At 57.7% G+C, this 16,831-nt stretch carries 8 protein-coding genes and 1 pseudogene; all 9 read left to right on the forward strand.

The genetic code is table 11. The features are described from left to right. The first annotated feature begins 85 nt into the window (after positions 1–85). The 9 genes and pseudogenes from MKY96_RS05855 (at position 86) to MKY96_RS05895 (ending at position 16,502) form a co-directional block, all read left to right on the forward strand. On the forward strand, positions 86–6,286 hold the full coding sequence (locus MKY96_RS05855; protein ID WP_445671419.1) for a hypothetical protein: 6,201 nt from the start codon (positions 86–88) through the stop codon (positions 6,284–6,286). A gap of 401 nt (positions 6,287–6,687) precedes the next feature. Beyond that, complete coding sequence (locus tag MKY96_RS33880; protein ID WP_445671471.1) at positions 6,688–8,568, forward strand: collagen-like triple helix repeat-containing protein; 1,881 nt, start codon at positions 6,688–6,690, stop codon at positions 8,566–8,568. Positions 8,569–8,765: 197 nt separating this feature from the next. Beyond that, positions 8,766–9,875, forward strand: a complete 1,110-nt coding sequence (locus MKY96_RS05860; RefSeq protein WP_340939129.1) for a collagen-like protein — start codon at positions 8,766–8,768, stop codon at positions 9,873–9,875. Positions 9,876–9,901: 26 nt separating this feature from the next. Then, positions 9,902–11,023 (forward strand): hypothetical protein, encoded by a 1,122-nt coding sequence (locus MKY96_RS05865; protein ID WP_340939131.1) that lies wholly within the window; start codon positions 9,902–9,904, stop codon positions 11,021–11,023. A gap of 258 nt (positions 11,024–11,281) precedes the next feature. Beyond that, on the forward strand, positions 11,282–11,581 hold the full coding sequence (locus MKY96_RS05870; RefSeq protein WP_340939132.1) for a hypothetical protein: 300 nt from the start codon (positions 11,282–11,284) through the stop codon (positions 11,579–11,581). A 31-nt stretch (positions 11,582–11,612) separates the two neighbouring features. Continuing rightward, positions 11,613–12,070: pseudogene (locus MKY96_RS33885) on the forward strand (hypothetical protein); the annotation flags it as partial. Positions 12,071–12,540: 470 nt separating this feature from the next. Beyond that, positions 12,541–13,761 carry a hypothetical protein gene (locus MKY96_RS05885; protein WP_340939136.1) on the forward strand — a complete coding sequence of 407 codons (1,221 nt, stop codon included), beginning with the start codon at positions 12,541–12,543 and terminating at the stop codon, positions 13,759–13,761. Positions 13,762–14,024: 263 nt separating this feature from the next. Then, positions 14,025–15,251, forward strand: coding sequence for a hypothetical protein (locus MKY96_RS05890; protein ID WP_340939138.1), 1,227 nt, complete (start codon positions 14,025–14,027; stop codon positions 15,249–15,251). A gap of 369 nt (positions 15,252–15,620) precedes the next feature. Then, positions 15,621–16,502, forward strand: a complete 882-nt coding sequence (locus tag MKY96_RS05895) for a hypothetical protein (RefSeq protein WP_445671472.1) — start codon at positions 15,621–15,623, stop codon at positions 16,500–16,502. Positions 16,503–16,831 lie beyond the last annotated feature (329 nt).

Below are 16,831 nucleotides of genomic sequence, written 5' to 3' on the forward strand. Positions count from 1 at the left end.
TGTGTAGCCGTTTCTTACTTATCTCAGGATTTGCCTACAGGACCTACAGGAACCACCGGGTTTCCAGGGATAGCTGGTACTCAAGGTGCGAGAGGGAGCACAGGAGCCGCAGGTAGAGGCACTACAGGTCCAACTGGAGCGACAGGTACTACAAGGTACTACAGGTACTACAGGTCCGACAGGAACTACGGGGTTTGCGGGTCCGACGGGAAGGACGGGGCTGGGTGGTCCGACGGGGACGACGGGACGCGACGGTCCGACCGGAACGACAGGACGCGACGGTCCTGGAACAACAGGACTCGATGGCCCAACGGGAACCACGGGGCTGGACGGTCCAACGGGGACGACGGGACTCGACGGTCCAACGGGAACGACGGGATTAGATGGTCCAACGGGAAGCACCGGGTTGGATGGCCCGACGGGAACGACGGGCTTGGATGGTCCCACAGGAACGACGGGATTGGATGGTCCGACGGGAACCACAGGTCTGGATGGTCCCACCGGAACGACGGGGCTGGATGGACCGACAGGAACAACAGGACTGGATGGTCCGACGGGGACGACGGGATTGGATGGTCCGACGGGAACGACAGGGCTGGACGGTCCCACTGGAACGACTGGATTGGATGGTCCGACGGGAACGACGGGACTTGATGGTCCAACGGGAACGACGGGACTCGACGGTCCAACTGGAACGACCGGGTTGGATGGTCCAACGGGAACGACGGGGTTAGACGGTCCGACGGGAACGACAGGATTGGATGGTCCAACGGGGACGACGGGATTAGATGGTCCAACGGGGTCGACAGGTCTCGACGGTCCGACCGGAACCACAGGGCTGGATGGTCCTACCGGAACGACGGGACTTGATGGTCCAACGGGAACGACGGGACTCGACGGTCCAACTGGAACGACCGGGTTGGATGGTCCAACGGGAACGACGGGGTTAGACGGTCCGACGGGAACGACAGGATTGGATGGTCCAACGGGGACGACGGGATTAGATGGTCCAACGGGGTCGACAGGTCTCGACGGTCCGACCGGAACCACAGGGCTGGATGGTCCTACCGGAACGACGGGACTCGATGGTCCAACGGGAACGACAGGATTAGATGGTCCAACCGGAACGACGGGATTGGATGGTCCAACGGGAACAACAGGACTCGATGGTCCGACGGGAACCACCGGCTTGGATGGTCCGACGGGGACGACGGGCTTGGATGGTCCCACCGGAACGACGGGGCTGGATGGCCCAACGGGAACCACGGGGCTGGACGGTCCAACGGGGACGACGGGACTCGACGGTCCAACGGGAACGACGGGATTGGATGGTCCGACGGGGACGACGGGGCTCGACGGTCCGACAGGAACAACGGGATTGGACGGTCCAACGGGAACGACGGGATTGGATGGTCCGACCGGAACGACCGGGTTGGATGGTCCGACCGGAACGACGGGACTTGATGGTCCAACGGGGACGACAGGGCTGGACGGTCCAACGGGAACAACGGGACTCGACGGTCCAACGGGAACCACGGGGCTGGATGGTCCAACGGGAACGACAGGGCTCGACGGTCCAACAGGAACAACAGGACTGGATGGTCCGACGGGGACGACAGGATTAGATGGTCCAACGGGGACGACGGGGCTCGATGGACCGACAGGAACAACAGGATTAGATGGTCCAACGGGAACCACCGGCTTGGATGGTCCAACGGGAACAACGGGACTCGACGGTCCAACGGGAACCACGGGGCTGGATGGTCCAACGGGGACCACAGGTCTGGACGGCCCAACGGGAACGACAGGATTGGATGGTCCGACGGGGACCACAGGTTTGGATGGTCCTACCGGGACGACAGGGCTGGACGGTCCAACAGGAACGACAGGGCTCGACGGTCCCACGGGAACAACGGGACTCGACGGTCCAACGGGAACAACGGGACTCGACGGTCCAACGGGAACCACCGGGCTAGATGGTCCAACGGGAACGACGGGACTGGATGGTCCAACAGGAACAACAGGAGTGGATGGTCCGACGGGGACCACAGGTCTGGATGGTCCAACCGGAACGACGGGGCTGGATGGCCCAACGGGAACGACGGGGTTGGATGGTCCAACGGGAACGACAGGGCTGGACGGTCCAACGGGAACGACGGGGTTGGATGGTCCAACGGGGACGACAGGATTGGATGGTCCGACGGGGACCACAGGTCTGGATGGTCCGACGGGGACGACGGGCTTGGATGGTCCCACCGGAACGACGGGGCTGGATGGACCGACAGGAACCACGGGGCTGGATGGTCCGACGGGAACGACGGGGCTTGATGGTCCAACGGGGACGACAGGACTGGATGGTCCGACGGGGACGACGGGGCTCGACGGTCCGACAGGAACCACAGGTCTGGATGGTCCCACCGGAACGACGGGGCTGGATGGACCGACAGGAACAACAGGACTGGATGGTCCGACGGGAACGACGGGACTTGATGGTCCAACGGGAACGACGGGGCTGGATGGTCCGACGGGAACGACAGGGCTGGACGGTCCCACAGGAACGACGGGATTGGATGGTCCGACGGGAACGACGGGGTTAGATGGTCCGACGGGAACCACCGGTTTGGACGGTCCAACAGGAACCACGGGGCTCGATGGTCCGACGGGAACCACCGGCTTGGATGGTCCAACGGGAACGACGGGCTTGGATGGTCCTACCGGAACGACGGGACTCGATGGTCTAACGGGAACGACAGGATTAGATGGTCCAACCGGAACGACGGGCTTGGATGGTCCAACGGGAACAACAGGACTCGATGGTCCGACGGGAACCACCGGCTTGGATGGTCCGACGGGGACGACGGGCTTGGATGGTCCCACCGGAACGACGGGGCTGGATGGCCCAACGGGAACCACGGGGCTGGACGGTCCAACGGGGACGACGGGACTCGACGGTCCAACGGGAACGACGGGATTGGATGGTCCGACGGGGACGACGGGGCTCGACGGTCCGACAGGAACAACGGGATTGGACGGTCCAACGGGAACGACGGGGCTCGACGGTCCGACAGGAACAACGGGATTGGACGGTCCAACGGGAACGACGGGATTGGATGGTCCGACCGGAACGACCGGGTTGGATGGTCCGACAGGAACGACGGGACTTGATGGTCCAACGGGGACGACGGGGCTGGATGGTCCAACGGGAACGACGGGATTGGATGGTCCTACCGGAACGACCGGGTTGGATGGTCCGACCGGAACGACGGGGCTCGACGGTCCGACAGGAACAACGGGATTGGACGGTCCAACGGGAACGACGGGATTGGATGGTCCTACCGGAACGACCGGGTTGGATGGTCCGACCGGAACGACGGGACTTGATGGTCCAACGGGGACGACGGGGCTGGATGGTCCAACGGGAACGACGGGATTGGATGGTCCGACCGGAACGACCGGCTTGGATGGTCCGACAGGAACGACGGGGCTGGATGGTCCGACAGGAACGACAGGGCTGGACGGTCCAACGGGAACAACGGGACTCGACGGTCCAACGGGAACCACGGGGCTGGATGGTCCAACGGGAACGACAGGGCTCGACGGTCCAACAGGAACAACAGGACTGGATGGTCCTACCGGAACGACGGGACTCGATGGTCCAACGGGAACAACAGGACTCGATGGTCCGACGGGAACCACCGGCTTGGATGGTCCGACAGGAACGACGGGGCTGGATGGTCCGACCGGAACGACAGGGCTGGACGGTCCAACGGGAACAACGGGACTCGACGGTCCAACGGGAACCACGGGGCTGGATGGTCCAACGGGAACGACAGGGCTCGACGGTCCAACAGGAACAACAGGACTGGATGGTCCGACGGGGACGACAGGATTAGATGGTCCGACAGGAACAACAGGACTGGATGGTCCCACAGGAACGACGGGGCTCGATGGTCCAACGGGGACGACGGGGCTCGATGGACCGACAGGAACAACAGGATTAGATGGTCCAACGGGAACCACCGGCTTGGATGGTCCAACGGGAACAACGGGACTCGACGGTCCAACGGGAACCACGGGGCTGGATGGTCCAACGGGGACCACAGGTCTGGACGGCCCAACGGGAACGACAGGATTGGATGGTCCGACGGGGACCACAGGTTTGGATGGTCCTACCGGGACGACAGGGCTGGACGGTCCAACAGGAACGACAGGGCTCGACGGTCCAACGGGACTCGACGGTCCAACAGGAACAACAGGAGTGGATGGTCCGACGGGGACCACAGGTCTGGATGGTCCAACCGGAACGACGGGGCTGGATGGCCCAACGGGAACGACGGGGTTGGATGGTCCAACGGGAACGACAGGGCTGGACGGTCCAACGGGAACGACGGGGTTGGATGGTCCAACGGGAACGACGGGGTTGGATGGTCCAACGGGGATGACAGGATTGGATGGTCCGACGGGGACCACAGGTCTGGATGGTCCGACGGGGACGACGGGCTTGGATGGTCCCACCGGAACGACGGGGCTGGATGGACCGACAGGAACCACGGGGCTGGATGGTCCGACGGGAACGACGGGGCTTGATGGTCCAACGGGGACGACAGGACTGGATGGTCCGACGGGGACGACGGGGCTCGACGGTCCGACAGGAACCACAGGTCTGGATGGTCCCACCGGAACGACGGGGCTGGATGGACCGACAGGAACAACAGGACTGGATGGTCCGACGGGAACGACGGGACTTGATGGTCCAACGGGGACGACGGGGCTGGATGGTCCGACGGGAACGACAGGGCTGGACGGTCCCACTGGAACGACGGGACTCGACGGTCCGACGGGAACGACGGGATTAGATGGTCCAACGGGGTCGACAGGTCTCGACGGTCCGACCGGAACCACAGGGCTGGATGGTCCAACAGGAAGGACAGGATTAGATGGTCCAACGGGAACGACGGGATTGGATGGTCCAACGGGAACCACCGGCTTGGATGGCCCGACGGGAACGACGGGCTTGGATGGTCCGACGGGAACCACAGGTCTGGATGGTCCCACCGGAACGACGGGGCTGGATGGTCCAACAGGAACCACGGGGCTGGATGGTCCAACGGGAACGACGGGGCTCGATGGACCGACAGGAACAACAGGGCAGGATGGTCCAACGGGAAGCACAGGGTTGGATGGACCGACAGGAACAACAGGGTTGGATGGACCGACAGGAACAACAGGACTGGATGGTCCCACAGGAACGACGGGATTAGATGGTCCAACGGGAACCACCGGGTTGGACGGTCCGACAGGAACGACAGGTCTGGATGGTCCAACAGGAACGACGGGGCTGGACGGTCCAACGGGAACCACCGGGCTAGATGGTCCAACGGGGACCACAGGTCTGGACGGCCCAACGGGAACGACAGGATTGGATGGTCCGACGGGAACCACCGGGTTGGACGGTCCGACAGGAACGACAGGTCTGGATGGTCCAACAGGAACGACGGGGCTGGACGGTCCAACAGGAACGACAGGGCTCGACGGTCCAACGGGAACAACGGGACTCGACGGTCCAACGGGAACAACGGGGCTCGACGGTCCAACGGGAACGACGGGACTGGATGGTCCAACAGGAACGACGGGGCTGGACGGTCCAACGGGAACCACCGGGCTAGATGGTCCAACGGGGACCACCGGGCTAGATGGTCCAACGGGGACCACAGGATTGGATGGTCCGACGGGAACGACAGGGCTGGACGGTCCAACGGGAACGACGGGGTTGGATGGTCCAACGGGAACGACGGGATTAGATGGCCCAACGGGAACGACGGGCTTGGATGGTCCGACGGGAACCACCGGGTTGGACGGTCCGACGGGGACCACAGGTCTGGATGGTCCTACCGGAACGACAGGGCTGGACGGTCCAACAGGAACAACGGGACTCGACGGTCCAACGGGAACCACCGGGCTAGATGGTCCAACGGGAACAACGGGACTCGACGGTCCAACGGGAACCACCGGGCTAGATGGTCCAACGGGAACGACGGGATGGATGGTCCAACAGGAACAACAGGACTGGATGGTCCAACAGGAACGACGGGGCTGGACGGTCCAACAGGAACGACAGGGCTCGACGGTCCAACGGGAACGACAGGATTGGATGGTCCAACGGGAACGACAGGACTGGATGGTCCGACGGGAACGACGGGACTGGATGGTCCAACAGGAACAACAGGACTGGATGGTCCGACGGGGACCACAGGACTGGATGGTCCCACAGGAACGACGGGATTAGATGGTCCAACGGGAACCACCGGCTTGGACGGTCCGACAGGAACGACGGGACTTGATGGTCCAACGGGGACGACGGGGCTTGATGGTCCAACGGGAACCACGGGACTCGACGGTCCGACAGGAACCACAGGTCTGGATGGTCCAACGGGAACCACCGGCTTGGATGGTCCGACGGGAACCACAGGTCTGGATGGTCCAACAGGAACCACAGGATTAGATGGTCCTACCGGAACGACGGGACTCGACGGTCCAACGGGAACCACAGGATTAGATGGCCCAACGGGAACGACGGGCTTGGATGGTCCGACGGGAACCACCGGGTTGGACGGTCCGACAGGAACGACAGGTCTGGATGGCCAAACGGGAACGACGGGCTTGGATGGTCCGACGGGAACCACCGGGTTGGGCGGTCCGACAGGAACGACAGGTCTGGATGGTCCAACAGGAACGACGGGGCTGGACGGTCCAACGGGGACGACGGGGCTTGATGGTCCAACCGGAACCACGGGACTCGACGGTCCGACAGGAACCACAGGTCTGGATGGTCCAACGGGAACGACAGGATTGGATGGTCCGACGGGAACCACAGGTCTGGATGGTCCAACGGGAAGCACAGGATTGGATGGTCCTACCGGAACGACGGGATTAGATGGCCCAACGGGAACGACGGGACTCGACGGTCCGACAGGAACCACAGGTCTGGATGGTCCAACGGGAACCACCGGCTTGGATGGTCCAACGGGAAGCACAGGATTGGATGGTCCTACCGGAACGACGGGATTAGATGGCCCAACGGGAACGACGGGACTCGACGGTCCAACGGGGACGACGGGCTTGGATGGTCCAACGGGAACCACCGGGTTGGACGGTCCGACGGGAACCACCGGGTTGGACGGTCCAACAGGAACGACGGGGCTGGACGGTCCAACGGGAACCACCGGCTTAGATGGTCCAACGGGAACCACCGGGTTGGACGGTCCGACGGGAACCACAGGTCTGGATGGTCCAACAGGAACCACAGGATTAGATGGTCCTACCGGAACGACGGGACTCGACGGTCCAACGGGAACCACAGGATTAGATGGCCCAACGGGAACGACGGGCTTGGATGGTCCGACGGGAACCACCGGGTTGGACGGTCCGACAGGAACGACAGGTCTGGATGGCCCAACGGGAACGACGGGCTTGGATGGTCCGACGGGAACCACCGGGTTGGACGGTCCGACAGGAACGACAGGTCTGGATGGCCCAACGGGAACGACGGGCTTGGATGGTCCGACGGGAACCACCGGGTTGGACGGTCCGACAGGAACGACAGGTCTGGATGGTCCAACAGGAACGACGGGGCTGGACGGTCCAACGGGAACCACCGGCTTGGACGGTCCGACAGGAACGACGGGACTTGATGGTCCAACGGGGACGACGGGGCAGGATGGTCCAACGGGAACCACGGGACTCGACGGTCCGACAGGAACCACAGGTCCGGATGGTCCAACGGGGACGACAGGCTTGGATGGTCCGACCGGAACCACGGGGCAAGCGGGTCCAACCGGAGTCACGGGATTAAGCGTTGTTGAGACAGGAGCGACAGGCCCAACAGGATCAACAGGAGTAACAGGTCCTACCGGAATTAGAGGAATAACAGGACCTACAGGGAAGCCTGGACAAGACGCGCCCGCCCCGAACAACGGTGAGACCGGATTAACCGGATTAACCGGAGCCACTGGATTTACAGGTCCAACCGGAATAACTGGTTTTACGGGTGCAACGGGAACGACCGGATTTGCAGGCCCAACTGGTGCTACGGGGGTTGGAATCGTCGGTCCGACTGGATACATGTCGCAGAGTTATGCCCAATTTGTCTTTAGTACAATTGTACCAAGTGTTGTGGCTTCCACCGATCATTTCCCTATTCCTCATTTCGGTTACGTTTATCAATCCAGTAATGGTGATTATATAGGGCCGGAGAGTCAGGATACCGATGAATTTGTACTACAGAGCGGCAATTATCTGATTATGTATCAAGCCAATATTCAATCTAGCAATGTCAGACCGGCTGGTCTGGAGCTTATAATAGACGGTGTTCCTTTAGCATTGAGTCAAATTGCAGCTCCGATGAGTAGTGGTACCTCTATTGTACATGGAACCCATATCCTTGAAGCTCAGGCACTCACAAAGGTTCAATTGGCTCTTATGTTTGAAGGGACTTCCGTAACCAGTAGAATTATAGGAATGCCTACATCGTTTTTTGCGGCCAAAGTCACTATTGTCTTGCTTGGTTAAAATATACACATAGCTAGTAATTATTCATCCATCTGCTTCTATAATAAGGCCAGCCGAAACTTAGGCTGGCCTTATTTTCCTTTATATAGGAATATGGATGCTTTGGATTTTCTATAAATAGCCTGGACAGATTAATGAACCATTTGTTACGAACGGCATATGATGGACTATTCTAATCAAGAAAGGAGAGGATTGATTTGTCTCAGGCCAATATGCCGAATATTACACCAACCATTTCTCTCACCAGAAGCGATGCTATTAATATGATGTTATCAGCGATCGCTATGGAAGAATTGGGACTTAGCCATGTTATCAATGCGGAAGGAGAGAAGATGCAATATGTGCTGGGTACTCTCCCGGGAGTAACCGCTCCGGTCATCAACATTTCCAATCTTTATGATGTCACTACGAGCGTAAGGAATATGTTGGGGGAAACCGTAAAAAGCGCTTGGCTGCAGACCAGCCAATTAGAGAGCCTGCTCGCAGCGCCTACTGATTTTGGGGCTACTGGATTAACTGGAGCATCAGGCCCCCTTGAAGGTCCACAGGGTCCAAGAGGTCTGCCAGGTCCACTGGGAGACACCGGCGAGGAGGGGCCAACGGGCTTTACCGGAGAGACGGGGACTGTTGGTCTAACGGGTCTGATAGGCTCTACTGGAGCTACAGGTGTAACAGGAGAAACCGGGGGGACCGGTGTTACCGGCATGTCAGGACTTACAGGTGCGACTGGTGCCACAGGCCTGACAGGAGAAACCGGACCTACGGCATTGACCGGAGCCACTGGGCTTACGGGAGAGACGGGGGCAACAGGAGCAACCGGCTTGACCGGAGCGACCGGTGTTACCGGCGCTACTGGCGTGACCGGTGCTACAGGAGTACCTTCAACAGCCCGGTTAGCGGCTTCTTCTACTATGACAACTTTGGCTGATGGGGGGCCGGTGGTTTTTGATACTATTACCTTCCCCGATTTAAGCAATAGCATTACCCTTGGTGGCGGAGGATCATTTAGTTTATTGAACAATGGTGAAGTTGCTAACCCTGAGCCTGCGATATATTATGTTCAATATTCGGCACATGCTGTTTCAGAGACCGGTGAGGTAATGGGACTGTCGCTATCGCTCAACGGAGCCCCCATAGCTGGGAGCCAAGCAATATCTGCTATTTCGGCAGCTCCCAATGTGGTTGCAGGTGGAAGTATTTTTCCTACAGATATTACTGAGAATCCCAATTCACTGCTGTTGAATAATATCAGCTTTGCGGGACTGACTGATCTCTCAGCCACGATTTCGATTATCAAATTGCTCTAACCATCTTATTCAGAGGAGCTGATTCCATGTCTCAGGCTAACCTGCCTAATATCACCCCGACGATAAATGTTACCCGGGATGATGCCGTTAACCTGCTGTTGTCTTCCATTGCTATGGAAGAATTGGGGCTTAGTCATATCATCAATGCTGAAGGAGAGAAGCTGCAGTACATCCTGGGAACCTTGCCGGGAATTACAGCGCCTGAGGCGACTATTGGCGATGTCCTGGCCATGAATGATAGTGTGAGAAATATGATGCGTGACATTGTCAAGAAGGAATTTATTCTCACGAACAAGTTGGAGACCGTGCTCTCCGCTTCTATATTGGTAGGTGCTACAGGAGCAACGGGTGTGACTGGTGCTCCTGGAGGTCCCCAAGGCCCCCAAGGAGATCAAGGAATTGCAGGAGATCAAGGTCCAACAGGCTCTACAGGACCTACTGGAGAGACTGGACCTACAGGGCTAACCGGAGATACCGGTGTTACAGGCTTTACAGGCCCTACTGGAGAGACCGGAATAACCGGGTTTACGGGACTGACTGGAGAGACTGGCGCCACAGGTGTAACAGGACCTACAGGCTTTACAGGGGATACTGGAGTGACGGGCTTTACGGGACTGACCGGTGAGTCAGGAGCTACTGGAGTTACAGGAATGACCGGAGAGACGGGGATGACTGGACTGACCGGGCTGACCGGAGAGACTGGCGTTGCTTTCTTCGCGGACTATAACTCTGCAGTATCTGCCGGCTTAACAATAGGTTCCGGAGATGCCGTACCATGGACTAACCCGGGTCCGGCAAGCGGAGAAATTGTGCTTAACGCTGCTCCTAATAATAATCACTTTGTACTTCCGGCAGATGCTACGATTTTAGTGCAATTTTATGCGAGTGGTGTGAATCCTGCCCTAGCTGCTCCTGCACCTATGATATTTCAGCTATATTACACGGATCCGGCAAATGGAACGAAAATTTCCGCAGTCCCGGGCGGAGGTGCAACTTCCGCTATAGTAGATGCTATTGCAACTGTGTCCGGGGGGACTATTATGGCGACAACAGGAGTCCAGGGTGTGGGGCTGTTCAATGACAGCGGAGAACCTATCTCAGAAGATGCTAATTTCAATGGTAACATCCAGCTTATCAGGATCAATTAATATATTTGAGCAGTGCTGCCAGGCGCCGAAGTCTATTTCGGCGCTTTTGTTGCGCGGCCCCGGAGCCTATCAGGCTGTTCGCTTTTTAAGAGTTGCTATTACCATGCTACCGGACCAAGCGGATATATGAAATATCCTGCATATAGCGGACTTGGACAATCTATCGGCAACATAAGCTGAAAGTAGGGATACTTTGTACATTATTGTCGTTCTGCAGAAGCAAGGAAAATAGGCAAGCGACAGAAGGGTTGTGACGAGATGTCATCATGGATTCCGGTTCCACTGGGAAGTCCGGGAGAGGCGATCCGGCTGGAAAGTCCAGTATTGCTGGAAGAGAGCCATCCTTTGTCCCAAATAGAGTTCAGCGTCCCGCTGGCGTTCAAGCTGAGAGTGTCGGGGAGTTATCACATCATTATGGAATTATCGGTTCTAAAGGACGGGCAAGTGCTTCGTACGCTCACAGATCCGTATATCGGGAGCGGCACCGCCGGGGATACGGTACTGTCCGATGTGAATGCAAGTGTGAGAGGCAAATTCGGGGAAGGCGCAGCGGTTTGAACTGGAGCTGAGGGTTCTGTCGTCTCAGAATATGGAGGCAGATCCTCTGATCGGCGCCCCTGTGGTATCGGTACAAGGGTTACCGGTGGCAGCAGAGGAGATCGGTCCAACCGGCCCCACAGGAGTGAAAGGGGCACCGAGTCCGACCCGGGGAGTCCAAGGTCCTACAGGGACAACAGGTCCGACGGGGGCGACAGGGATCGGCACGACAGGAACACAAGGACCGAAGGGAGCCACCGGTCCGACAGGGGCAGTGGAAGATGTGGGGGAGGTATCACCGGAGCGACCGGAAATACGGGGCTGGACGGCATAGGGAGTACCGGGCCGACGGGAGTAACGGGGATCGGTGTGACCGGTGCAACCGGATACGGGGCGCCTGGACCGGCAGGGGAGACTGGGGCAACGGGAGCGACCGGAGCGACGGGTCCGGGATCGAGCATTATAGGCCCACCCGGCCCGACTGGGCCTACAGGTGCAACGGGTCCAAGCCGGGCGTTGCCGATGTCCGTAAGCGACACCTTGCTGGTGAGCAGCCCGAATGAAGGAGAGGTTGTTGGCCAGCTTCCGCCGGTATGGGTAGACTCGGCAGATCAGTGTGTGATCATTCAGGGAACCATTCAGATTAGCTATGGAAATCCCCAGAATTTTATATACAATAACGGCATTAATTATGGTGTGCAAAAGGATGGTAATACCGATGTGAACACCTCCTTTTACTGGTATTGGAGATATAATTATTCAAATAATCCATCCTTCAATTCCATTCCCTCCGAGCGATCTCTGGCATTCTATGCAATCGATGAGAATCCGCGGATGGGTCTGAATAATTACAGGGCAATTGTTAGGGTTGTCGAATTATCGCCTAATACAACCTTTTCCTACAGATCGTTCAACGCCACGGCAAGAGTATTCCAAAAAGGAAACTGAGCAAAGTATCTGAAAAAAGGAGTTGAGCAAACGTGACGGAGATCTATTCGTCGCTTCCGTTGGGAAGCGGCAATGTAGTGGTTCTATCGGAAATACGTACGGATGTAGAACAGCCGGATGAACACGCGGACTTGCGGCTGGCTGTTCCCTTGTTGCTGGATATCCTGGGCCCGGGCACTTACCATGTGCACCTGGAATATGAGCTATGGAGAGCGAACGCCCTCGTGACCGTCCGGGATGTATTCATTGAATCCCAGGCGATCACCGCGGGTCCAGTCCAGACAGAAGCGATCCTTAGCTTCAGCGATTCATTGCCAGCGGGTATCCATCGTTACGAGCTGAGACTGAAACTGCTCCATTCTCAGAATATCGCTTCCGATATTCTGATCGGCTCGCCGCTGCTGCAGACGGGTCCCGGGCCGGTGATCTTTAACGGCCCGATCGGTCCGCCGGGCCCGACCGGCCCGACCGGCCCGACCGGTCTGACCGGAGAGCGGGGGGCTGAGGGATCGGAGGGGGAGCAGGGTCCATCACTCCCCGGTCCAGCTGGAGCGACCGGCCCTACGGGAGCACCGGGAGCGACGGTGTATGTCGAAGGGTCCACGGGTCCCACCGGGGAGACGGGGATACGGGGAGCAGGAAATCCTGGACCCGCGGGAGCGACGGGAGTGGGGGCTACCGGAGAGACCGGTCCTGGGATTATGGGAGACCCCGGACCTGCCGGGCCTACCGGCCCAACCGGCTACACCGGTGCGCCTGCGCCGGGCATGGAGACAGGAAACCCGGGTCCGGCTGGTGCCAGGGGGCCTGCTGGAAATCCTCCGGCGGGAGCTAATATTCCCATATTGAGATACAGTTTGTTTGATGATTATAATCAGTTCACTCTTAACATTCCCCATGTAATTGCCACCCTTACTGTAACCCTTACAGAGAATGAACAATGTCAAATAGAGGGCTACACGGACATCAATATTAATAAAATGATCGGAGTACTAAATAGCGAGGGGTTAACGATGGTCGTCAGGCTTACTGATCAAGCCGGGAATGTGCTGTACAACTATAGTGATTATTGGCAAAAACAACCGAGTGATTATTTCAATATTGAGCAGGTGATTCCTTTTATTGTAATGTATGAAGGTCCTTCTACAACGTTAACGCTTACTGTGCTTATATCCGGCAATCCTCAGGATCAGTGGTCCATGCGGTATTTTACAGCAGCGTTAACCGCCACCGTGCTTCCTGCTAACACCTGAAGCCCGGAGAACTTCAAAGAGTAGAGTGGTTGCATTGCACTTATATGAGCAGAGCAGCGAGGCGCCGGGAATCCAATTTCGGCGTCTTTGTTGAGTCGGCTAGAATATACTGTGCTGCCGGACTAAGTGGATTTAAATTTCTGATATATAGCGGACTTGGACAATCTACCTGCGGCATAAGCTGAATGTAGAGATACTATGTGCAGAGTTGTCGTCCTGCAGAAGGCAAGACAAATAGAAATCGACAGAAGGGTTGTGACGAGATGTCATCATGGATTCCGGTTCCACTGGGAAGTCCGGGAGAGGCGATCCGGCTGGAAAGTCCAGTATTGCTGGAAGAGAGCCATCCTTTGTCCCAAATAGAGTTCAGCGTCCCGCTGGCGTTCAAGCTGAGAGTGTCGGGGAGTTATCACATCATTATGGAATTATCGGTTCTAAAGGACGGGCAAGTGCTTCGTACGCTCACAGATCCGTATATCGGGAGCGGCACCGCCGGGGATACGGTACTGTCCGATGTGAATGCAAGTGTGAGAGGCAAATTCGGGGAAGGCGCACAGCGGTTTGAACTGGAGCTGAGGGTTCTGTCGTCTCAGAATATGGAGGCAGATCCTCTGATCGGCGCCCCTGTGGTATCGGTACAAGGGTTACCGGTGGCAGCAGAGGAGATCGGTCCAACCGGCCCCACAGGAGTGAAAGGGGCACCGAGTCCTACCCGGGGAGTCCAAGGTCCTACAGGGACAACAGGTCCGACGGGGGCGACAGGGATCGGCACGACAGGAACACAAGGACCGAAGGGAGCCACCGGTCCGACAGGGGCAGTGGAAGATGTGGGGGGAGGTATCACCGGAGCGACCGGAAATACGGGGCTGGACGGCATAGGGAGTACCGGGCCGACGGGAGTAACGGGGAGCGGTGTGACCGGTGCAACCGGATACGGGGCGCCTGGACCGGCAGGGGAGACCGGGGCAACGGGAGCGACCGGAGCGACGGGTCCGGGATCGAGCATTACAGGCCCGACTGGCCCGACTGGGCCTACAGGTGCAACGGGTCCAAGCCGGGCGTTGCCGATGTCCGTAAGCGACACCTTGCTGGCGAGCAGCCCGGATGAAGGAAGAATTGTGGGTCAACTTCCGCCAGTATGGATAGACTCGACAGATCAGTGTGTGGTCATTGCGGGAACACTTCAGATTAGTTATGGGAACCCACCGGATTTTAAATACAGCAATCAACTTAATTATTTTGTAATAAAGGATAATCTTATAACTATTGGTGGACATAGCTGGAATTTGATCTATGACTATTCAAATAATCCGTCCTTCAATTCCATTCCATCTGAGCAATCTCTGGCATTTTATGTAATAGATCCCAATCCGAAGCTTGGTCAGAATAATTACAATCTCTCAGCTACCATGTCCCGAATAACCCGAAATACACCCGTTTCCTACCAATCATTTAACGCTACGGCAAGAGTGTTTCAAAAAGGTAATTAAAACAAGCATCTGAAAAAAAGGAGTTGAGCAAACGTGACGGAGATCTATTCGTCGCTTCCGTTGGGAAGCGGCAATATAGTGGTTCTATCGGGAATACGTACGGATGTAGAACAGCCGGATGAACACGCGGACTTGCGGCTGGCTGTTCCCTTGTTGCTGGATATCCTGGGCCCGGGCACTTACCATGTGCACCTGGAATATGAGCTATGGAGAGCGAACGCCCTCGTGACCGTCCGGGATGTATTCATTGAATCCCAGGCGATCACCGCGGGTCCAGTCCAGACAGAAGCGATCCTTAGCTTCAGCGATTCATTGCCTGCGGGTATCCATCGTTACGAGCTGAGACTGAAACTGCTTCATTCTCAGAATATCGCTTCCGATATTCTGATCGGCTCGCCGCTGCTGCAGACGGGTCCCGGGCCGGTGATCTTTAACGGCCCGATCGGTCCGCCGGGCCCGACCGGCCCGACCGGCCCGACCGGTCTGACCGGAGAGCGGGGGGCTGAGGGATCGGAGGGGGAGCAGGGTCCATCACTCCCCGGTCCAGCTGGAGCGACCGGCCCTACGGGAGCACCGGGAGCGACGGTGTATGTTGAAGGGTCCACGGGTCCCACCGGGGAGACGGGGATACAGGGAGCAGGAAATCCTGGACCCGCGGGAGCGACGGGAGTGGGGGCTACCGGAGAGACCGGTCCTGGGATTATGGGAGACCCCGGACCTGCCGGACCTACCGGCCCAACCGGCTACACCGGTGCGCCTGCGCCGGGCATGGAGACAGGAAACCCGGGTCCGGCTGGTGCCAAGGGGCCTGCTGGAGATCCTCCGGCAGGAGCTTATATTCCCATATTGAGATACTTTTATCATCTGAATGCTCTTCCCATTATAATTAACGAACCTTCGGTACTTGCCACGCTCCCCGTAACGCTTACGGAGACTGAACGCTGTCAAATAGAGGGTTATGTAGAATTAGACATGATATCACCTTATCCAACACCTGGTCCGGGATTAGGAGTAATGTTCTCCCTTACTGATCATGCAGGGAATATGCTGTATCAATATAATGATTATAAGGAGACACAAGGAATTGAACCTGCTGAATTCCGACAAGTATCACCGTTTATTGTGATGTACAATGGTCCGGCGACTACACTAACACTCACTGTGCTGGTATCCGGCGACACCCAGGTGAGTTGGGGTATATACATTTATCAAACAGCGTTAACCGCCACCGTGCTTCCTACTAACACCTGAAGTCCGTAACAATTTAAAGGAGTGGTGAAGTTATGTCAACCCTAACGTCTCTTCCACTAGGAATGCCAGGACCTGTGGTCCGTCTGGCGGAGACACTCGAAATCGCTGCGTCGCAGTCTCAGGCGCATGTTACCTTTCAGATTCCGATTGTGTTCCAGAGTATCACCTCCGGCCCATCCTTGCTGCGGATTGAACTAGAGGCGTCGCGCTCCGGGAGCCTGATCCACACCCAATTGGTTACACTGGCTCATGCCGGTCTTGAGGAGACGGCCAGAACGATGCAGGTCACGATCATCCATCCGGCCAATCCAGGTACGTATGCTTACACG

It is taken from the genome of Paenibacillus sp. FSL R7-0302 (assembly GCF_038006885.1).
Classification (GTDB): domain Bacteria; phylum Bacillota; class Bacilli; order Paenibacillales; family Paenibacillaceae; genus Paenibacillus_AQ.

Excerpts from the sequence above, each read along its gene's own strand:
- MKY96_RS05870 (WP_340939132.1), top strand. The coding sequence starts at position 11,282 with ATGTCATCATGGATTCCGGTTCCACTGGGAAGTCCGGGAGAGGCGATC.
- MKY96_RS05865 (WP_340939131.1), top strand. The coding sequence starts at position 9,902 with ATGTCTCAGGCTAACCTGCCTAATATCACCCCGACGATAAATGTTACC.
- MKY96_RS05890 (WP_340939138.1), top strand. The coding sequence starts at position 14,025 with ATGTCATCATGGATTCCGGTTCCACTGGGAAGTCCGGGAGAGGCGATC.